Source organism: Wolbachia endosymbiont (group B) of Erebia ligea (assembly GCF_947179575.1).
Classification (GTDB): Bacteria; Pseudomonadota; Alphaproteobacteria; order Rickettsiales; family Anaplasmataceae; genus Wolbachia; species Wolbachia pipientis_C.
Map to the genome: position 1 here is coordinate 504,014 of NZ_CAMXBW010000002.1, position 20,799 is coordinate 524,812.

The window sequence follows — 20,799 nt, forward strand, 5'->3', positions numbered from 1 at the left end:
TCTACTTTGCTCTATATAATTCACAGCATTTTTTTGTTAACTCTCTCACTCTACCAATATAGGCTGTACGTTCATTCACACCAAGCACACCTCTTGCATCAAGTAGATTAAGTAGATGGCTCGTTTTAATACATTGGTCATAAGCTGCTATCGGCAATTCTTTTTCAACAAGGAATTTACACAGTTTTTCTGTATCCTCAAACTGCTGTTGTACTACTTTAGTATCATAATAATCAAGTGCCAGGTAAGAAAACTCTCGCTCTCTTTGTTTAAAAATATCTCCATAAGTTACACCATTATCGTTCCACATTATATCGTAAACATTATCTATACCTTGTATGCACATTGCTAAACGTTCCAACCCATATGCCACCTCACCAGGAATTATTCTGCATTCAATGCCTCCCACTTGCTGTATATAAGTAAGTTGTGTTACTTCCATTCCATTGCATGTAACTTCCCAGCCAAGTCCCGATGCGCCAACACTTGGGTTTTCCCAATCATCTTCAATAAACTTAATATCATATTCTTTTGTCGATACACCAAGAGCTTTTAAGCTATTTAAGTAAACATCTTGCAAATTGCTGCCAGATGGTTTTATTATAACTTGGTATTGATGATGCTGATATAAGCGATTAGGGTTGTCGCCATAACGCCCATCTGTAGGTCTTATTACTGGTTGTAGATACGCAATTTTTGTTGATTTTTCGTCAATTGCTGACATGATTGTTGCGGGATGTAGTGTTCCAGCTCCAACTTCAGACGTATATGGATGAAGTATAGTACACCCTTCATCTGCCCAAAAATCTTGTAATCCCTTTATTATATCCTGTAGATTCACGCAAACTGTATATCTTTTAAACTGAATACATAAGCAAATAAGTACTATTCTATACTTATTTTTTTAATAGTGCCATGAAAATAGTCACTCAAGGCTATTGAACTTTCTTTTACATACTCAAATATGCTTTTGTTTAAAACAATCGCATCATGCATAGTCAGATCGCAGAATATAAATGCAGTCAAGTACAATAAAATCACTGCATAAAACACATGAAAAATCCCTTCAAATGTGATTGATATTGCATTGTTATAACTAAGCTGTATCGTACTTATCGGCCATGGTTTTATTACTTCTACAATATTAAAAAATAAATAAGGTATTATAAAGAAAAAGAACAAATGCATAAGATCATTAAACCAAAATGGACATTGAAGTATTGCCTTGCATATACTTAAATAGAATTTACTTACAATATAATAAATTGACATTATTGCCGGCATCGAAAACGCAACAGTCATCACCTGTCCTGATGCTATTTGTACTACTATATTCTCATCACTGCTGGCTGAAGGATCTTGAATGTGAAAAATGGATATTGCAACTAATTGCAGCACTAACATAACTATTGCTAGCTTGGTAAAAATAGCAGCTACAACTATGCCTGAATTCGGCATTTTATATAGTATAAAATCACCTCCGTATGTAAGCATTAATATAATGTCGGTAATAAATAATATTAGAAAAGAAGACCAATAATGCTGCCAACCCGGTAAATATCCTACTCCTAAAAAAGAGCTTACTATTTTGGCAGGAAAAACCTTGCCTAGCATCTTACCCAAAAATTGAAAAAAAATCCCCATGTCCTAACTAACACTTGACTTATATTTTTCACAATACTGAATTGTAATGGACTTATCAATACACTTCTTGCATAGAAAAAAGGCAAATAGTTAAAAACGATCTAAACCGTTGCCCCTTTATACTATAGTATTTTCTAAAATGGATGATAAAGTTCCATTATGGTATTACCAACCAAAAGCTGTAAGTCTGTATATTTATACATGAGAGGTCTGAGGCGGCTTTTGATGGTATGCCAACAGTATTCTATAGGATTCAAATCTGGTGAATATGTTGGAAGATACAGCAAATGACAGCCAAAAGACTCTATTAATGATTTTGTTTTAGTGGTCTTATGAAATGTAGCATTATCCATAACTATAGTTGTGCCAAGTGGCAATTTAGGTAATAACATCTTCTCCAACCATGTATTGAATACCTCTTTGTCAACACCCACCTTTGAAAGTCATTGGTGCAATAAATCTCTTTCCAATCCACCCGGCTACTATACTGATTCTCTCTCGAGTTCTCCCTGGAATATCTGCATAAATTTTCTTTCCTCTTGGAGCGCGTCCATATTCTCGGTATAACTTATTATCAACTCCTGCTTCATCTATATATAAGATGCTGGAATGGTCTATTTTTGAGATTTTATCAATAAATTGCTCCCTATCTTCTTGATTGCGCTCTTGATATAGTGTGACTTTTTTTTAAAGTAATTTTTAGCTGTTTTAGTCTATACCAAATTGAGTTTATTCCAAATCCAAGATTTTGTTTCATCTCTGCCAGAGTATGATCTGGATTCTTTGTAACATATTCTTCGAGTATTTTGGGGTCTATTTTTCGAATAAAGCTACCGTTTTTAGATGGCTTGAGGCTTTCACCAGCAGCTTTCTTTTTTAACCAACGGTACAGAGTTGCTATTCCTATCTCCATAAGCTCTGCTACCTCAACCTTTGTCTTACCTTTTTCTATCATCAATACTGCCTTTTCCCTTAAATCCACACTATATGCCATTATAACTCAAATACTTTATTATACCTTTATCATTTACTTTAGGAAATACTATAGTAGCCTCCTTTTTTGTCATCCCAGTGCTATCCCCTTCTTGTCATCCCAGTGCTCCGACACTGGGATCCAGCCTTTCTTACCAATAAAAACTTAGAATAAGATCTCCTTTGTGCTCAAAAAATTCCTGGATTCCAGTGTCAGCTACTTGAATGACATCTTTAATCTCCGTATAGCTATGCGTCACGCGCTGGCCTGAAGCTTTAACTATAAATATTAAAAATTTACCAAGCGAGAAAAAGGCAAAAGAATCCCCTAGTAGTGAGTTTTGACCCTATAATAATGTAAATTGGCATTGTAATAATGTGCTAACGCTTATTTTAAGCGCATTTTGGCTGAATGTAGAAAAAATAAAAAAGACATGCAGCCGCTATAATTTTATGTAATCTGCCAATATATACCTGAGTTTTTTACTGAATTTTGTTGTTAAATCTGCAGAGATTAAAAACAAGGATAAATACTCTTATTGATATGATAAGGAAAGTGGGAAGGTTTGTCAAGTCACTTCGGCAAGCTACCTACTTAGATGTTCCACACTGCTAAGTAGATACCAAATTTTTTGCAACATCAAGTGCAGCATAGGTAAATATTGCACTTGCACCTGCACGTTTAAAACCAATTAAGGACTCATAAATCACTCTGTTATAATCCAGCCAGCCATTATTTGCTGCAGCTTTTATCATTGCGTATTCACCGCTTACTTGGTAAGCAAAAATCGGAAAATTAAACTTTTCACTTGCTGTTTTTATTACATCTAAGTATGGCATACCCGGCTTTATCATAATAAAATCTGCACCTTCATCTATATCCATTTCGATTTCGCAGATTGCTTCACGTGCATTTCTATAATCCATTTGATAACCACTTTTGTCGATAAAATTTGATGATGCGCACGAACCGACAACTTGCCTGAATGGCGCATAAAAGCTAGAACAGTACTTTACTGCATAGGACAATATTGACACATTCTGAAAGTCATTATCATCCAATGCTTTTCTTATTTTTCCTATCCTGCCATCCATCATATCAGAAGGAGCAACTATATCGCATCCTGCTTTTGCTAAAACAAGTGCTTGCTTACATAATGCTGACACAGTCTCGTCATTTTCTACATCTATCCTACTGCTTTTTAAAATGCCATCATGACCGTGAGTAGTGTATGGGTCTAGTGCAATGTCTGCAATAATGCCAATATCCGGTACATTTGATTTTACAGCACAAATTGCTTTACAGATTAAATTGTCAGGATTGTACGCTTCCTCGGCGTTTTCAGATTTTAGTTTACTATCAACTACAGGAAAAATTGCAACAGCATTAATCCCCGAGTCCTTAGCTTTCTGAATTATAGAAATTAATCCATCTATTGAATAACATTTGATATCAGGTAAGCCAGAAATTGGCTCAATTGTTTCTTCTCCGTCATGAACAAATAAGGGAAAAATCAAATCATTTACTGATAAAGTGCTTTCACTTGTTAAATTGCGAATCCACTTGCCTGAGCGCCTACGCCTTAACCTTGTATTTTGGAAATTAAACATTGGATCCAGGCAAATTCCCAGTAAAAAGCAACACTCCTGAAATGAGTATTACCCAAAGTACCGATATTGGCAAAAATACTTTCCAACCAAGACGCATTAATTGATCATAACGATAACGAGGTATTGTAGCTCTAATCCAAACAAACATAAACAAAAGTACAACTATCTTCAAAACAAACCAGATTAAACTAGGAATTTTATACAGCAAACTAAGCTCTAATGGAGGATACCACCCTCCTAGAAAGAATATTGTCATCATAGCGCTTGCTAAAATCATATTTGCATATTCTCCCAAGAAAAAGAGAGCAAAAGGCATTGATGAATACTCAACGTTATACCCAGAGACGAGCTCTGCTTCAGCTTCTGGTAAGTCAAATGGGTGACGATTAGTTTCGGCAAGCAAAGAAATAAAAAATATTATTCCTATAGGCATTAGTAATAAATCAATCCAAAATGGCATATTATGTTTCGCTACCACCATCTCTCCAAGATTTAATGTGCCAGTTGTAATAACAACTGTAGCAACTATTAGACCTATTGAAACTTCATATGAAATCATTTGAGCAGCTGACCTTATAGCGCCAAGAAATGCGTAATTAGAATTACTAGACCAGCCTGCAATAATAATGCCATATATTCCCAAAGAGGATATAGCTAGAACATAAAGCACTCCAACATTAATATTTGCTATTACCTTAGGGATTATTACCTGCTGTCCATTTTCTGTAGTTATTTCAGTTCCAAATGGTATAACTGCCCAGGAAATTAATGCTAAAATAAAGGTGATCATTGGAGCCATAATAAACAGTATTGTGTTTGCTCTAAATGGTATTATCGGCTCTTTAATTATCAATTTGATAGCATCTGCAAACGGCTGCAATAAACCAAATGGCCCTACTACACTTGGACCATGCCTTAGTTGAATTGCACCAATAACTTTACGCTCAAAGTACACTAAATATGCTACTGAAAGCAAAAGTGGAATAAGAAGAAAAAGAATATCAAATATCAAGTACATGCAACCCTAAATCAAAAAAATAGTTCATAATTGTGGCAATAAAAAATATAGCAAGTCCTCTAGACACAGCAGACAATGTCCCTATTGAAATCAATAGGACAACATTTTTCTGTACAGCATTTAGCTTAATAGAATAGTAAAATGATATGCATATGAATGACACTAGTGACATCATAATTAAGATCATTGTGAGAGGCAAATAATTCCCTCTTCCCTCGGTAACTATAATAAATGTTATTGCCATCCATACATATCCTTCAGTAAATAGTACAATAATATCATTGATAAAATAAAGTAGCTTATAAACGAACTGTTTTTCTAATGCATTTTGTTCTTTACACAAAAATATAGAGTTTAATTTTCGTTGAAAATATACCAGAATTATCAGTAATAATGGTGTTAGAATAAATAAAATATTAAGTAGATTGTTCATAAAAATCCTTAGTACAATCTGACATTATTTTTGAAGCGCGATTGATTGAATCCGTCATATAAAAATTACACTCCTTTAAAGTGAAAGGTGTATTACTTAAGCTTATCCCATCATTGCTAATTGGCACCCATGTGTTTTTTACCACTTGATCAGCATTTCTAAACTGTGGACCAATAGTGTCTAATTTTTTCCTAACATCAAATAAACTATCATATAGCAAGGAAAGACCCAAATATTGGGATAAATTTTTTATAATCAACCAATCTTCCTTTGCTTCACCAGGAGGAAAAACAGCTAAATTTGTTCTCTGTACTCGCCCTTCAGTATTTACATAAGTTGCATATTTTTCTGTGTATGCAGCTCCAGGTAGAATGACATCTGCTATATGCGCTCCCCTATCACCATGATGTCCTTGATAAATTACAAATGTATTTTCTAATTTTGATGTATCAATTTCATCTGCGCCAAGAAGATAAACAACTTCCACCTCACCACTTTCTGCCTGCTTTAGTATCTGATTAATGTCTTTTCCACCTTTGCTAGGAACAAATCCAATATCTAGTCCACCAACCCTTGCTGCAGCCTTATGTAGTACGTTAAAGCCATTCCAGTCATCTCTGGTCATGTTAAATTTTTCTGCAATTTTGCCAGCTAGAGCTAAAACTGATTCAGAATCATCTCTTATTAATGCATCTTGACCGATAATTAGCATAGGGTTCTGAGCCGCACTCAGTAACTCGCAGAATTTGTGATTTCCCTCTTCTATTTCTTTTAGAACGTTTGGACCATCACCTAATCTTTCAACATTATATAGATATTCAAGATTAGGGCCAATATTTGCAATAGTGAAATTACCTTGTAAATATCTCTTTCTCAATCTTACGTTAATTATTGGTGCTTCTATTCTTGGATTTGTATTTATAAGCAGACATAAATCTGCATTTTCTATACCCTCGATAGTGGTATTGAACACATAAGATCCACGATTACTTGGTATAAGTTTTGCTCCATCCTGTCTGCAGTCTAGATTTACTGAACCAAGCTTATGCATCACTTCCTTCAGCAGAAGCATAGACTCACAATCTGCTAAATCACCTGCAATTGCAGCTATTTTGTTTGGCTTCGTGCCCTTTAGTTTTTTTGCAGCAAAAGTCAATGCCTCACTCCAATCAGCTAGCACTAATTTGCCCTCTTTTTTTATATAAGGTCGATCGAGGCGTTGTACTTTGAGTCCATCGTAAGCAAAGCGAGTTTTGTCTGATATCCATTCCTCGTTCACTTCTTCATTAAGCCTTGGCAATATTCTCATCACTTCAGGACCGCGATAATCAACTCTAATACTGCTTCCTACAGCATCCAGCACGTCTATAGTCTCACAATGTGATAGCTCCCATGGACGCGCTGTAAAGGAGTAAGGCTTTGAAGTTAAAGCCCCTACCGGACAGAGATCTATGATATTTCCAGATAATTCAGAGCTAATATGCCTTTTTATGTAAGTGCTAATCTCTATATTTTCTCCCCTTCCAATTCCTCCAAGTTCATTTGTACCTGCAACATCGGACAAAAATCTAACACATCGAGTACAATGAATGCATCTATTCATTGCAGTTTCAATCAGCGGACCAAAATGTTTTTTTGGCACAGCTCTTTTATGCTCATCAAGTCTGCTTATTCCTTTCCCATAAACCATTGTTATATCTTGCAAATCGCACTCACCACCTTGATCACAAATTGGACAATCAAGTGGATGATTAATTAGTAAAAATTCGAGCACTCCTTTACGCGCCTTTTTTACCTTGGGAGTATCCGTGTGAATAACCATACCCTCTGCAACTGGCATTGCACAAGAAGCTACTGGTTTTGGAGGCCCACCCTCCACTTCAACCAAACACATTCTGCAGTTACCAGCGATTGCTAAACGATCATGATAACAAAAACGTGGAATTTCAACGCCCACAATTTCACAAGCTTGAATTATAGTGAGCCCATGCTCTACTTCACATTCTTTAGAATTAATAGTAACTTTAACCACAACTATTATACAGCTTCCCACTTTATAGGATTGCCGCTTACCTCATCTTCAACCATATTGCCGTTGTCATATTGAGCAGACATGTAATTCATGCGCGAGTCACGATCTATATATCTAACAGGTTTTACCGGTTTATCTTTATACATTTTTTGCTCGGCTTTCTTACGCTGAATAGGGTTATTTTTACTAGCTGTCTTTGCTTTTCCACCTACTGCCATATAAACTCCCAAAAACTTCTTATTTTATTTTAACACTTAAGTATACACCGTCAATGCTAAATGGCTTTAAAGTTTCAATAGATCTCTTATTATAATCATTATTTGAATAAAAAGTCACTTCTTCCAGTGCCTGACCAGAAAAAAAGAAATATATATCAGCTACTTTCATTTCTCGAAAATAAACGTTTATGTAGCCATGAATAAGCCGATATAAAGACCTTTAATCATTCGCTTCGTAGTACTTCTCAACCAACTTATTAAGTAACCTTACACCAAAACCTACTGCTCCTCTTGGACAAATGTCAGTACCTTTTTCGTGCCAAGCAGTGCCTGCAATATCTAAATGTGCCCAGCAAGTTTCATTCACAAAACGCTGTAAAAACTGTGCAGCCATTATGCTATCTCCACCAGAACCTGCAGGAGCTATATTTTGCACATCAGCAATCGGCGAATCAATAATTTTGTTATAAGTTTCATTCATAGGAAAGCGCCATAATTTTTCATTTACTTCATTTCCTGCATCAATCAGATGATTTGCTAATTCATCGTTATTTGAAAAAAGACCAGCATATTCATTATTTCCCAGTGCAACCACTATAGCACCAGTTAAAGTTGCAAGGTCAATCATAAATTTCGGTGCAAATCTATCTTGTGTATACCATAAAGCATCTGCAAGTATGAGCCTTCCTTCTGCATCAGTGTTCAACACTTCTATCGTCTGTCCAGACATCGAAGTTACTACATCACTTGGTCTTTGAGCATTACCGTCCACTGCATTTTCTGCAAGTGCAACTACACCAACTGCATTTACCTTTGCTTTTCGTCCAGCTAGAGTACGCATCACCCCAACCACAGTAGCAGAACCCGCCATGTCATATTTCATTGACTCCATGCCACGCGAAGGCTTGAGTGACACTCCACCAGTATCAAACGTTATGCCTTTACCCACAAAAGCTACAGGCTTTTGTTCCTTGGAAGCTCCATTCCATTTGATCACTACTAATTTTGGCTCTTTACTACTTCCCTGTGCTACCCCAAGCAATGCTCCCATTTTTTTCTCTTCCATCTGCTTCTTACCAAGCACTTCGATTTCAAGGCCAAGCTTAGTAAGCTCGGTTTTTATATAATCAGCATAGGATTCTGGATATAAAACATTAGGTGGTTCAATGGTAAGAGTACGTGCAAGAAATATGCCTTCACCTTCTTGTCTTAAACGCTCAAATGATTTTTCAGCACTACTGAATTGCTCATCTTTCGTTAGCACTGTGATCTCCTCTACTTCTGTAACTTTTTCATCCTTTTTGGTTTTATACTTATCAAATTTAAAACTGCGCAAAAATGCACCGTATGCAACATTTGCTGCATTGCCTTCGATTGAGATTGCCGCTCGCTTGATTCTTAATCTGCTTAGCTCACAATATATTTTACCACCAATATTTAATCCTTTGCTTTCATCCCATTCATCTCTCATTCCAAGACCAGCAACTATAATATTTTTTCCCTCTGATGAAGTAACGGAGAAAAATTCACCAAAACCTCCATTAAAATCACTAAATTTCTTGATGTTATCTATAGCTTGCTTATCTTGTAGAACATTAGTTATGAGCTTATCACCCTCAAACAAACCTACCACTAGCGTCTCAAAATCGGGTAAAGCTTTAGAAATTGTTATCTTCATCGTTGACATCTCCGTTGCAAATAATTGTAAGCTGCACATAAAACATAGTAAAAACATTAGTAAGATATTTTTCATATACATTTTAAGTACAATAGCGCTTAAGACTACTATGAACTCCCCTGATATGCAAGGGCTTTATCTTTTATCAGAAAATTTGTTATGCCCACCTAGGGTTATATTAAATGTGTAGGTCTTCATAGCCTGATTGTTATAAGTAAATGGTGCTATCAGAAGGCTTGCAAGTCCACTCTCAATAAGATTACCAAGAAGAAGATCATCACAGTTATCGCAATTATGATCAGCAAAAAACATTTGTGTTGTGAATTCTGGAAAATCTGGATGTTGGACCAAAAAGTTGATGTGTGGAGCCCTATCACCAATTTTACCTGGTACTATTGTAATAAAATTATAATAGCCAAGGTTATTTACTACAAATCTTCCTGATCCAGCAAAATTTGGATCAAGCTCCACATTTTCATCATAATAGCTCATGCCAAGTGAGTCTGCGTGCCATATAGAAACCACAGCATTTTGTATCGGTAAGCAATTTACATCAGTAACTCTACCCACTACATTTATTAATTCTCCTGCTGCATTATTTGGAGAGCCAGGTTTTCTTCTTAAATTATTTGAAGAGTTAAAGCTTTTTGGCCTTGTTTCAAGATCATAAATCCCTGGAGTTTCAATACAATTAAGCAAAATAGGATCAGCTGCAAATAATGACAAATCGAATATAAATTGTACTAAAAACGCTAATAAGATATTTTTTACATTCATTTTGTTTATAGTGCTTTTATCAGAATTATAGCAACCTTTTTCTTTTATTAAAGACAAGACTTTCTTTGAAGCCTCCTTAGAATCACAACTATCCTTTCAGTGTATGAGTTTTAGGTTTTAGTACTGCATACACAACTGCACGGACTTCCAATTTAGAAATTGCAAATCAATCCAAACACGCAAGTGTAATGTTACCGCCACATGCTGTAGTGTTGACACTTACAACCTTTTCTATAGAAAAACGTTGCAGATAATTAGGACCACCAGCTTTTGGTCCGGTACCTGACAGTCCTCTACCGCCAAATGGTTGTGTTCCAACTGCTGCACCTATTTGATTGCGATTGATGTATACATTTCCAACTGATATTTTCTTGCTTATTAAATCGATCTGACTTTGTACACGGCTTTGCAAAGAAAACGTAAGTCCATATCCTGTATTATTTATATCACTTATAACTTCATTTAACTGCGACTTATTAAAACGTATGATATGTAAAATAGGACCAAACACTTCCTGCTTTAATTGCGAAATTTTTTGTATCTCATAAATGTACGGAGGAAAGAAATAACCATTATAAGAATTTGTATCCATGGGTACCTTGGACAAAAGGTTTGAATCTTCATCCCTTGATATTTTTTCCGTATGTTTAGTGAGCATATCAATAGATGCTTTGTCAATTATTGGACCAATATCTGTGCTCAGTTGTATTGGGTCACCTATCTTTAGTTCTTGAGCTGCATTGCATATCACTTTTATCTGTTTTTCTGCTATATCTTCTTGAATAAATAGCACTCTGAGAGCAGAACAACGTTGACCGCCACTGCGAAATGCAGAAATTAAAACATCCTTAGTTACCTGCTCTAAAAGAGCAGAACTATCAACAATCATAGCATTTAATCCACCAGTCTCAGCGATAAGTGGCACAATAGGACCATCTCTACTAGCAAGCATTCGATTAATTATTTGAGCAGTTTGTGTTGAACCAGTAAAAGCTACACCGGAAATTCTATTATCTGGTACTAATGTTTTACCTAAATACCAACCATCCCCTGGAATAAGGTGTAGCACATTTTTTGGTATTCCAGCTTCGTGTAGTATCTTAACGGCTTCATAGGCAATAATCGGCGTTTGCTCTGCCGGTTTTGCCAGCACTGCATTACCTGCTGCAAGTGCAGCTGAAACCTGTCCAATGAAGATAGCGAGTGGAAAATTCCACGGTGATATGCATAAGAAAACTCCTCTGCCTTCAAAAAAGATGAAGTTATCTTCACCTGTTGGACCTGGCAATTTTTTCCAGTCATTCAGTTCATTTTTTGCTATCATTGCATAATAGCGCAAAAAGTCGATTGCCTCTCTTACTTCTGCTATTGCATCGGATAAAATTTTTCCTGCTTCTACAATCAGAATATAAATTAACTCTTTCATCCTTTCCTCAAGCAAATCTGCAGCTTTTTCAAGGCATTTAGCGCGCTCTTCTACTGAAACATTCTGCCACTTAGTAAAAGCACTATGTGCTATTTCAAGAGCATTTAAAGCCTGAGCACTTGTTGCACTTGACACTTCTCCAATTACATTTTCCAAATGTGCAGGATTCACTACTTCGGTAAATTCCGCATTGTCAAGAAACGACTCTCCATCAATTATTGGGCCAACTTGCCATTTCTTTTCACTAAATTCCCTTACATCATTTGCAAATTGTGAAACTGCAATTGAATCGCTAATATCCATTCCCAAGGAGTTTTTTCTTTCCTCTCCAAAAATATCTCGTGGCAACGGAATGCTTGGATGAGGCTCATATTCTAAGCTTTTTACTTTTTCTAATGGATCTGAGACTAATTCTTCAATTTTAACGTCAGAATCATTTACTTGATTGACAAACGAGCTATTAGCTCCATTTTCAAGAAGGCGCCTAATAAGGTATGGCAATAAATCACTATGTTTACCAACTGGTGCATATATACGACAATTGATGCTTGTTGCAAGTTCTGAAATTGCATAATCATACAAACTTTTACCCATTCCATGTAAGCGCTGAAACTCAAACCCAGGATGATTTTTATCGGCAAGCTCTATTATATAGTATTTTCTAAAATGGATGATAAAGTTCCATTATGGTATTACCAACCAAAAGCTGTAAGTCTGTATATTTATACATGAGAGGTCTGAGGCGGCTTTTGATGGTATGCCAACAGTATTCTATAGGATTCAAATCTGGTGAATATGTTGGAAGATACAGCAAATGACAGCCAAAAGACTCTATTAATGATTTTGTTTTAGTGGTCTTATGAAATGTAGCATTATCCATAACTATAGTTGTGCCAAGTGGCAATTTAGGTAATAACATCTTCTCCAACCATGTATTGAATACCTCTTTGTCACACCCACCTTTGAAAGTCATTGGTGCAATAAATCTCTTTCCAATCCACCCGGCTACTATACTGATTCTCTCTCGAGTTCTCCCTGGAATATCTGCATAAATTTTCTTTCCTCTTGGAGCGCGTCCATATTCTCGGTATAACTTATTATCAACTCCTGCTTCATCTATATATAAGATGCTGGAATGGTCTATTTTTGAGATTTTATCAATAAATTGCTCCCTATCTTCTTGATTGCGCTCTTGATATAGTGTGACTTTTTTTTAAAGTAATTTTTAGCTGTTTTAGTCTATACCAAATTGAGTTTATTCCAAATCCAAGATTTTGTTTCATCTCTGCCAGAGTATGATCTGGATTCTTTGTAACATATTCTTCGAGTATTTTGGGGTCTATTTTTCGAATAAAGCTACCGTTTTAGATGGCTTGAGGCTTTCACCAGCAGCTTTCTTTTTTAACCAACGGTACAGAGTTGCTATTCCTATCTCCATAAGCTCTGCTACCTCAACCTTTGTCTTACCTTTTTCTATCATCAATACTGCCTTTTCCCTTAAATCCACACTATATGCCATTATAACTCAAATACTTTATTATACCTTTATCATTTACTTTAGGAAATACTATAGTAGCAAAAGTATAAGCATTATGAGTTCCAAAACATGGATAAAAGTGATTCTCTTTGCTTAAAAGTTTCTGCGCACAGGCAAGGTAGCATACATCTGTGTGGCTTTTTCTAGTAAACACCGGATAACCAATTAACCCTAATTCTTGTGTGCGCTTGATTTCTGAGTCCCAATATGCTCCTTTTACAAGCCTCACCATAATTTTATGCTTTGATCGAATGGCAACATCTTCAACAAAATCAAGAACAGATAAAGCACGTTTTTGATACGCTTGCACAGCCAAGCCCCTCCCACTTAGAAAGTGAATCATCAAGACGCAATTGCTCAAATAAAACTAATGACATCTCAAGTCTTTCTGATTCTTCTGCATCTATACAAAGTGAAATGTTATATTTCTTCGCTTCATGACACAGTTCCAGCAACTTAGCTCTCAGCTCTTCAGCTATATTACCAAATTGGCTAAATTCATAACGTGAGTGCAGTGAAGACAATTTGATTGAAACCCCTTGAGATTTAAAGCAATCATTTATGTCAGCAGCTTCACCTATGGCTTTTATTGCATGCATGTATAAATTAAAATACTCTTCCGCATCCTCAACTGTGCAAGCAGATTCACCAAGCATATCAAAAGAGCATAAATACTTACTGTAGTCATCTGATTTCACGCTTTCCAATGCTTTTTCTATAGTTTCTCCAACAATAAAATGCTTGCCAAGAATGGATATTGCTTGTTTCACCGCTTTGCGGATTATTGGCTCTCCTAAATTTTTCAATAACCTGGAAATTATGTGATAGAATTTTGAATCCTCTTCATTGTTTCTTAATATACTGCTTCCTATAATTAAACTCCATGTAGAAGCATTAACAAACAACGAAGAGGAACGCCCCAAGTGTTTATTCCATTCTTGGTTGGCAATTTTATCTTTGATCAATTCATCTATTGTGTAATCGTCTGGTATTCTAAGTAATGATTCAGCAAGACACATTAGCGCTACTCCTTCGTCGTTAGAAAGTGAGTACTGTTGTATAAAAGAATCTATAATGCCTAATTTACTACCTCTAATCTTTTCGACAATTTGTTTTGCAATATTGTAAATTATGTTTTTTGAATCAGCCGAAAGTTCTGATTTTTCTACAAGATAACGTACGTGACTTTTTTCATCAGCACGATAAAATGCCTGCAATCGTTTTCGTAATGCGTTAGGTTCTTGTATAGAACTGATCATAATTATCTACAAAACACCCTTTACCATATATAAGGTAAGATTATATCATAACTTTGCATCGAATAAATTATTATTTAAATAAAGAGCGAGAATCGATTCAAAAAACCTAGTTAATGACTGTGATAGCTCAAAAGGACTGCGCAAGTATATAGCTCAACACTCCACCACTCATCAAGTACTTAACCTCAGTTGCAGTTTGTACACAGCACTTGAGTTGAATGGATTGCTCTGAATCATCCTTTCTTTTAATGATACATTCTAGATTTCCATTTGGTACTACTTCACCTTTTATGCTCACTATCTCACTACCATCAAATATCTTTCTCGTTACTCCATCCTGAAATGCAAGTGGAAGAACACCCATACCGACCAAATTGGACCTATGTATGCGTTCAAAACTTTCTGCAATCACAGCTTTAATTCCCAGTAATGCAGTACCCTTTGCTGCCCAATCCCTACTTGAACCTGTACCATATTCTTTTCCTGCAATGACAACTAATGGAACAGCTTCTCTTTTATATTGCATTGCTGCATCAAAAATTGACATAGTTTCTTGAGAAGGAATATGTTTTGTATAGCCACCCTCAGCGCTCACCATTTTATTTCTTATTCTGATATTAGCAAAGGTTCCACGCATCATTACGTTGTGGTTACCGCGGCGAGATCCATATGAATTGAAATCTTGCGGTTCAACTCCAAGACCTTTTAAATATATGCCTGCAGGACTATTTGAGGCAATATTTCCAGCAGGGGAAATGTGGTCGGTAGTGACGCTATCGCCAAACATCGCTAGTATTTGCGCATTCTTTATATCAACTATGTTGCTTTTATTGTTCTTAGTCGATAAATCATCAAAATAGGGAGGGTTTTGTATATAAGTGCTTTTCGCGTCCCAATCATAGATTTCACTTTTCTCACACCTTATCTTTTGCCAATGCTCATCACCAGAAAAAACATCCTTATACTTTTGTATGAACATTTCACGCGTCACAACACTTTTAACACAGCTCTCAACTTCACTATTTGTTGGCCATATATCTTTGAGATAAACATCACTTCCATTCTTATCTTTGCATATAGGATCTTTTGTCAGGTCAATTTGTACAGTACCTGCAAGTGCATACACAACAACAAGTGGCGGAGATGCCAAGTAATTAGCTTTGACTAAAGGATGGATTCTTCCTTCAAAGTTACGATTACCGGATAAAACTGCTGCAACAGTCAAGTTTTTATCCTTAATATCACTTTCTATATCTTCATGAAGCGGACCGGAGTTTCCAATACAAGTTGTACAGCCGTACCCAACCAAATTAAAACCCAAAGCATTTAGATCTTCCTGTAACCCTGACTTTTCTAAATATTCTGTTACAACTTGTGACCCTGGAGCAAGAGAAGTTTTAACCCAAGGCTTTGATTTTAATCCAAGGTTGACTGCATTACGCGCTACAAGTCCAGCAGCAATCATTACACTTGGGTTTGAAGTATTAGTGCAGCTTGTTATTGCTGCAATAACTACACTTCCATCTTGGAGTTTATCGCTTTCCTCTGACTCATTAACTGGAAATGATTTAGAAAAAGATTCTGCCACTTGCGAAAGAAAAACCTTATCTTGCGGTCTTTTTGGACCGGCCATTACCGGCTCTACGCTCGATAAATCAAGCTCCAGTGTGTCAAAGAACGCCAATTCGTCATTACTACGCCATAGCCCTTGTTCTTTTGCATAGACTTCAACCAATTTAACCAACTCTTTTGGCCTTCCAGTTAAGTTTAAATAATCTAGTGTCTTCTGATCAATTGGAAAGAATCCACAAGTTGCACCATACTCTGGAGCCATATTAGCTATGGTTGCTCTATCTGCCAAAGATAAACAATCTAAGCCATCACCATAAAATTCCACAAATCTGCCAACAACGCCTTTTGTTCTCAGGATATTAGTAATCGTTAGCACTAGATCAGTTGCTGTTACTCCCTCTGAAAGTCTTCCTATTAATTTAAATCCTACTACTTCTGGAATTACCATACTAATTGGTTGACCAAGCATCACAGACTCAGCTTCTATTCCACCAACACCCCAACCAAGAACCGATAAACCATTTACCATAGTAGTGTGACTATCTGTACCGACTAAGGTATCTGGATATAGAACTCCGCTATCGTTACATACAACTTGCGCTAAATATTCAAGATTCACTTGGTGGCAAATTCCAGTACCTGGTGGCACTACTCTAAAATTTGTGAAGGATGACTCTCCCCATTTTAAGAATTGATATCTCTCCAAATTTCTTTTTACTTCCAGTGCAACGTTTTTACCAAATGCAGAAGTGCTTCCGTAACTATCTACTTGAACAGAGTGATCGATCACAAGATCAACAGGTACAGATGGATTTATTTTGCTTGGGTTACCTCCGTTTTTCTTCACATAATTACGCATTGAAGCTAAGTCAACGACAGCAGGAACTCCTGTGAAATCCTGCATCAAAACCCTTCCTGGCTTGTAGCTAATTTCGTGATTAATGTGTTTCTTGACGCAATTTGCTAATATCTTTATGTCATCTAATTTAACGCTTACTCCATCTTCATTGCGCAATAAATTTTCAAGCAATACCTTGAGTGAACAAGGCAATTTGGTTAAATTTACTCCTAAGAATTTACCAGCGTTACTTAGGTTAAAGTAGTTATATAACCTTCCATCAATATTTAAAGTCGTCTTTGCATTTAAAGAATTGTTCATCCTGTATTAGTTAAAATTGGAATTACTAGCGCTACTTTTTTGTTGTTGACTTTGCTGCTGATACATAGTTTCAAAATCTATAGGATCTAGCATAAGTGGAGGAAACCCACCACTACTTGTAGTTCTTGCAATTATTTCTCTTGCAAAAGGGAAAAGAAAAGTAGGTCCACCAATAAATAAAGCTTGTCTCACCTCTTCTTCACTTAGCTCTGTAAAGTTTTCTATTGAAAAAATACCGCAATACTTTACCTCGCAAATGAAAGCTATATCATCCTTTACATCTTCATCTTTTACCGTTGCTTTGGCCTCTATATGCAAAGTAATTTCATGAAAAGGCTTTTCTTCACTTATTCCTTTTTTATTTTCTGTTCCTTCTAATTTTGCTGAATTAATATTAACCATTACATTAATATCAGGAGCTCTACTAGAAGGAAGGAATGGCGAATTTGGATTCTCAAACGAAAAATCTTTGACATACTGACCATGAATTTTCATTTTGTGTTGTGACATTTCTTACGTCTCCTTTAATTAAGTTGAGATGTTTAATACTTTCTTATATAATATATCCATTTACAAATGAATAGTAAACCTAACTATAGGTTAATATGAAAAACATATTTTTATCAATAATTAATAATATTTAGATACTTTATATATCAAGGAGTAAGTTACCATGATAGAGCTTGTAATATATGCTTTACTAGCGGCGTTTATTTTTTCACGCTTATATAATTCTTTAGGAAGATCATCCAGTCTCAATCTAAAAAAGCTAACAGGTGTATTAGATGTAAGTCAAAGTAAAGAGGATGTGGTAGAAAATATCGAAGATTATACTTATAGCAATAACAAAAGTTCAATAGAAGCTACTTATGAACAAATATTACAAAAAAACAGAAAGTTCTCTATTTCCAATTTTATAGAAGGTTCAAGCATAGCTTTTGAATTAATAATTAAATATTTCAACCAAGGAAATTTACCTCAATTAAAATCTCTTCTGGACAAAGATTTGTATAATAGCTTTGTGGATAAGATTAAACATCGTAAAGAGATACACGAGTCTATAATTGTTTCTATTGTTTCACAAAAAATCTTAGAAATAAAGCTAGTAAAAAACGTAGTATTTATTGCATTATACTTCCTTTCAGAGCAAATTCACTTCGTTAAGAATGGTGAAGGAGACATCATATCAGGTAGTATGTCTACTATTAACAAAGTTGAGGATGTATGGCAATTCAAAAAAAATATTAATTCATCAGATCCAACCTGGTTGCTTGTTTCCATTAACTATAAGAAGGCAAGTACCGATAAAAATTTAACAGCAAATGACAAGTAAGATTAGTTACACCTATGGAAAGTAGGCTACGAGAAATAGTACTTGATACTGAAACTACAGGTCTTGACACTGAGTCTGGCCATCGAATTATTGAGATAGGATGTGTAGAACTAATTAACCGTATTCCAACAGGTAAAACATTTCATCGATATCTTAATCCAGAGAGAGATATACCTTACCACTCATTTAAGATTCATGGTATTAGTGAGGAGTTTTTGGAAGATAAGCCACTATTTTCAGATGTTGCACTTGAATTTCTTGACTTCATATCTAATGACATCTTGGTAATTCATAATGCTGAATTTGATATTAAGTTCCTTAATATGGAGTTAGGCAAGTTAAATGCTGGGTTAATTTCCTCAGATAGAGTGCTAGATACATTACCACTTGCAAGAAAAAAGTTTGTAGGATCACCTGCTTCTTTAAATGCATTATGTAAACGTTTTGATATATCGTTGGAAGGTAGAGAGTTGCATGGAGCATTAGTTGATGCTCAATTGCTTGCAAAGGTCTATGTTGAGCTTACAGGAGGATTGCAAACCTTTTTATTTAATAATGAATGTGCTCAGGACAATAACTCTACGTTTATTCAGCATAAAGTGCGTAATTTAGCTCGCAGAGAACATTCACCAAGTAGTAAAGAAATTAATGAGCATAAGAAATTGTTAGATAAAATTAACAACCCACTTTGGAAGGAATATATTGAATCAATCAACTAATCAAGATATGATTTAACTTTATTGGAAACGCTTTAATGATAAAGTTTATAAGGTTATTGTCTAGTTTGCTAATAACAGTAGCAGCTATCTTCTTAGGTTATTGTTATTTTACCAAGCAAGGCATATTTGTTTCACAAAATACAGAAATTAAAATAGGTGGGGATTTTTCTTTGATTAATCAAGACGGACAAACAGTACGCAGTAGTGATTTTAAAAATAAGTATATGATGATTTTTTTCGGATTTTCCTCATGCAAAAGAATTTGCCCTATGAACCTCGGAATAATTTCAGAAACACTTGCAAAGTTAGATAAGAAAACTGACAATAAGATACAAACATTTTTTATCACAGTTGATCCTGAGCGCGATAACATAGAAAGGCTTAAAGAATTTCAGCAGCAATTTGACCATAGAATACAAATGCTAACTGGTGAAAGACAAAAAATAGATGAAGTAGTTGCAAAGTATAAAGTATATGCAAACAAAGTAGGTGGAGAAGAGGAAATTAACCATTCTTCAATAATATACCTTATTGGCCCTGAAGGAAAATATGTCACACACTTTGTAGCTGATTTAAATTCAGATGAAAGTCAATCTGATAAGATTCTGGCTGAGATAAAAAAATATGTAAGCTGAACTAAAGAGCTTAGCTTACTTTAAATTTATGCTAACGGCTATTTTGATTAAACTAAGTCGTTTTTTTAATTTTTTCTAGGATCAACTCAGCAGCTTTTTGTTCAGCAATTTTCTTACTAGGAGCGCATGCAGAAACTTTGTCATAACTCTCTATGCAAACTGATATAGTAAATTCAGGATTGTGTGCTGGTCCAGTTTGTTTTACAAGCTCATACTTTGGTAAAGGTAATTTATTTCTCTGAGTCCATTCTTGCAGTGAAGTTTTAGGATCTTGAGGAGGATCGAGGATGTCTTTAGCTAGCTTTTCCCAATGTCGGATAATAAATTTTTCAACACTCTCAAGTCCACCGTCAATATAAATTGCACCTATTAGTGCCTCAAGCGAATTTTCTAAATTTTTTAAGTTACATTTCCCTCCGTTGCAACGTTCACTATTATTCATGATGATAAAGTTACCTAACTCTATTTCTTTAGCAACATTAGCAATGGTACTGCCACAAACTAGATCCGTTTTTCTTTTTGCCAATGCTCCTTCTTTTTCTTCAGGAAACATTTTAAACAGCATAGCAGATACAACCATGTTCAAAATACTATCGCCCAAAAACTCTAGCCTTTCGTAGCTTACGATCTGGTCTTCGCTATTCCTTTTATTTACGCTTGGATGGGTTAATGCCTCTTCTAATATTGCATGATCTGTAAATTTATAATTAATAACTTTAGATATTATATCGTTCAAAACTTTCATGTTCATCATTCAAAAGAAAAGCACTCCCTAT

General features: G+C 35.4%; 21 protein-coding genes and 2 pseudogenes. 3 read left to right on the plus strand and 20 right to left on the minus strand.

Annotated features, from left to right (window positions below; genetic code table 11):
- Position 1: 1 nt before the first annotated feature.
- The 19 genes and pseudogenes from OM962_RS02985 to secB all read right to left on the minus strand — a co-directional run bounded on the left by OM962_RS02985 (position 2) and on the right by secB (position 17,846).
- Positions 2 to 841, minus strand: coding sequence for a glycine--tRNA ligase subunit alpha (locus tag OM962_RS02985; RefSeq protein WP_264330762.1), 840 nt, complete (start codon positions 839 to 841; stop codon positions 2 to 4).
- 44 nt (positions 842 to 885) lie between these two features.
- The gene (locus OM962_RS02990; RefSeq protein ID WP_264330763.1) at positions 886 to 1,644 is read right to left on the minus strand and encodes a phosphatidylglycerophosphatase; all 759 of its coding nucleotides are present in this window, start codon (positions 1,642 to 1,644) and stop codon (positions 886 to 888) included.
- Between the two features lie 134 nt (positions 1,645 to 1,778).
- Entirely contained in the window at positions 1,779 to 2,078 is a 300-nt protein-coding gene (locus OM962_RS02995) for a transposase (RefSeq protein ID WP_264330606.1), read from the minus strand.
- A 212-nt stretch (positions 2,079 to 2,290) separates the two neighbouring features.
- Positions 2,291 to 2,638 carry an IS630 transposase-related protein gene (locus OM962_RS03000; protein WP_213864026.1) on the minus strand — a complete coding sequence of 116 codons (348 nt, stop codon included), beginning with the start codon at positions 2,636 to 2,638 and terminating at the stop codon, positions 2,291 to 2,293.
- Between the two features lie 590 nt (positions 2,639 to 3,228).
- On the minus strand, positions 3,229 to 4,227 hold the full coding sequence (hemB, locus tag OM962_RS03005) for a porphobilinogen synthase (RefSeq protein WP_264330764.1): 999 nt from the start codon (positions 4,225 to 4,227) through the stop codon (positions 3,229 to 3,231).
- Positions 4,220 to 5,245 carry an NADH-quinone oxidoreductase subunit NuoH gene (gene nuoH / locus OM962_RS03010; RefSeq protein ID WP_264330765.1) on the minus strand — a complete coding sequence of 342 codons (1,026 nt, stop codon included), beginning with the start codon at positions 5,243 to 5,245 and terminating at the stop codon, positions 4,220 to 4,222. The genes hemB and nuoH overlap by 8 nt, the downstream gene beginning before the upstream one ends.
- Positions 5,229 to 5,489: a hypothetical protein gene (locus OM962_RS03015; protein ID WP_264330766.1), complete on the minus strand. Its 261-nt coding sequence runs from the start codon at positions 5,487 to 5,489 to the stop codon at positions 5,229 to 5,231. The genes nuoH and OM962_RS03015 overlap by 17 nt, the downstream gene beginning before the upstream one ends.
- Before the next feature lie 172 nt (positions 5,490 to 5,661).
- Positions 5,662 to 7,710, minus strand: coding sequence for an NADH-quinone oxidoreductase subunit NuoG (gene nuoG, locus OM962_RS03020; protein WP_264330767.1), 2,049 nt, complete (start codon positions 7,708 to 7,710; stop codon positions 5,662 to 5,664).
- Positions 7,711 to 7,715: 5 nt separating this feature from the next.
- Positions 7,716 to 7,928, minus strand: a complete 213-nt coding sequence (locus OM962_RS03025; RefSeq protein WP_264330768.1) for a hypothetical protein — start codon at positions 7,926 to 7,928, stop codon at positions 7,716 to 7,718.
- 19 nt (positions 7,929 to 7,947) lie between these two features.
- Entirely contained in the window at positions 7,948 to 8,097 is a 150-nt protein-coding gene (locus tag OM962_RS03030; RefSeq protein ID WP_264330769.1) for a hypothetical protein, read from the minus strand.
- A gap of 51 nt (positions 8,098 to 8,148) precedes the next feature.
- Entirely contained in the window at positions 8,149 to 9,645 is a 1,497-nt protein-coding gene (locus OM962_RS03035; protein ID WP_264330770.1) for a leucyl aminopeptidase, read from the minus strand.
- A gap of 96 nt (positions 9,646 to 9,741) precedes the next feature.
- Positions 9,742 to 10,383 carry a protocatechuate 3,4-dioxygenase gene (locus tag OM962_RS03040; RefSeq protein ID WP_064085711.1) on the minus strand — a complete coding sequence of 214 codons (642 nt, stop codon included), beginning with the start codon at positions 10,381 to 10,383 and terminating at the stop codon, positions 9,742 to 9,744.
- A 166-nt stretch (positions 10,384 to 10,549) separates the two neighbouring features.
- Positions 10,550 to 12,460, minus strand: a pseudogene (gene putA, locus OM962_RS03045) (bifunctional proline dehydrogenase/L-glutamate gamma-semialdehyde dehydrogenase PutA); the annotation flags it as partial.
- Between the two features lie 10 nt (positions 12,461 to 12,470).
- A complete protein-coding gene (locus OM962_RS03050; protein ID WP_319606738.1) occupies positions 12,471 to 12,971 on the minus strand; it encodes an IS630 family transposase in 501 nt (166 codons plus the stop codon).
- 10 nt (positions 12,972 to 12,981) lie between these two features.
- Positions 12,982 to 13,161, minus strand: a complete 180-nt coding sequence (locus OM962_RS03055; RefSeq protein WP_319606739.1) for an IS630 transposase-related protein — start codon at positions 13,159 to 13,161, stop codon at positions 12,982 to 12,984.
- Positions 13,149 to 13,328, minus strand: coding sequence for a transposase (locus OM962_RS03060; protein WP_264330453.1), 180 nt, complete (start codon positions 13,326 to 13,328; stop codon positions 13,149 to 13,151). Before OM962_RS03060 ends, OM962_RS03055 begins: the two co-directional genes overlap by 13 nt.
- Positions 13,329 to 13,374: 46 nt before the next feature.
- A pseudogene (locus OM962_RS03065) lies at positions 13,375 to 14,605 on the minus strand (proline dehydrogenase family protein); the annotation flags it as partial.
- A gap of 127 nt (positions 14,606 to 14,732) precedes the next feature.
- Entirely contained in the window at positions 14,733 to 17,336 is a 2,604-nt protein-coding gene (gene acnA / locus OM962_RS03070; protein ID WP_264330772.1) for an aconitate hydratase AcnA, read from the minus strand.
- Positions 17,337 to 17,342: 6 nt separating this feature from the next.
- Positions 17,343 to 17,846: a protein-export chaperone SecB gene (gene secB, locus OM962_RS03075; protein WP_264330773.1), complete on the minus strand. Its 504-nt coding sequence runs from the start codon at positions 17,844 to 17,846 to the stop codon at positions 17,343 to 17,345.
- A gap of 163 nt (positions 17,847 to 18,009) precedes the next feature.
- Between secB and OM962_RS03080 the strand changes: the two genes are divergently transcribed.
- Genes OM962_RS03080 through OM962_RS03090 form a run of 3 tightly spaced genes read left to right on the plus strand, consistent with a single transcriptional unit; the run spans position 18,010 to position 20,023 of the window.
- Positions 18,010 to 18,669 carry a Tim44/TimA family putative adaptor protein gene (locus OM962_RS03080; protein WP_264330774.1) on the plus strand — a complete coding sequence of 220 codons (660 nt, stop codon included), beginning with the start codon at positions 18,010 to 18,012 and terminating at the stop codon, positions 18,667 to 18,669.
- 14 nt (positions 18,670 to 18,683) lie between these two features.
- Positions 18,684 to 19,388, plus strand: coding sequence for a DNA polymerase III subunit epsilon (dnaQ, locus tag OM962_RS03085; protein WP_264330775.1), 705 nt, complete (start codon positions 18,684 to 18,686; stop codon positions 19,386 to 19,388).
- Positions 19,389 to 19,423: 35 nt separating this feature from the next.
- Positions 19,424 to 20,023: an SCO family protein gene (locus OM962_RS03090; RefSeq protein ID WP_264330776.1), complete on the plus strand. Its 600-nt coding sequence runs from the start codon at positions 19,424 to 19,426 to the stop codon at positions 20,021 to 20,023.
- A 52-nt stretch (positions 20,024 to 20,075) separates the two neighbouring features.
- Here OM962_RS03090 and rnc read toward each other — a convergent pair whose 3' ends face one another.
- On the minus strand, positions 20,076 to 20,768 hold the full coding sequence (gene rnc / locus OM962_RS03095; RefSeq protein WP_039950902.1) for a ribonuclease III: 693 nt from the start codon (positions 20,766 to 20,768) through the stop codon (positions 20,076 to 20,078).
- Between the last annotated feature and the right edge of the window lie 31 nt (positions 20,769 to 20,799).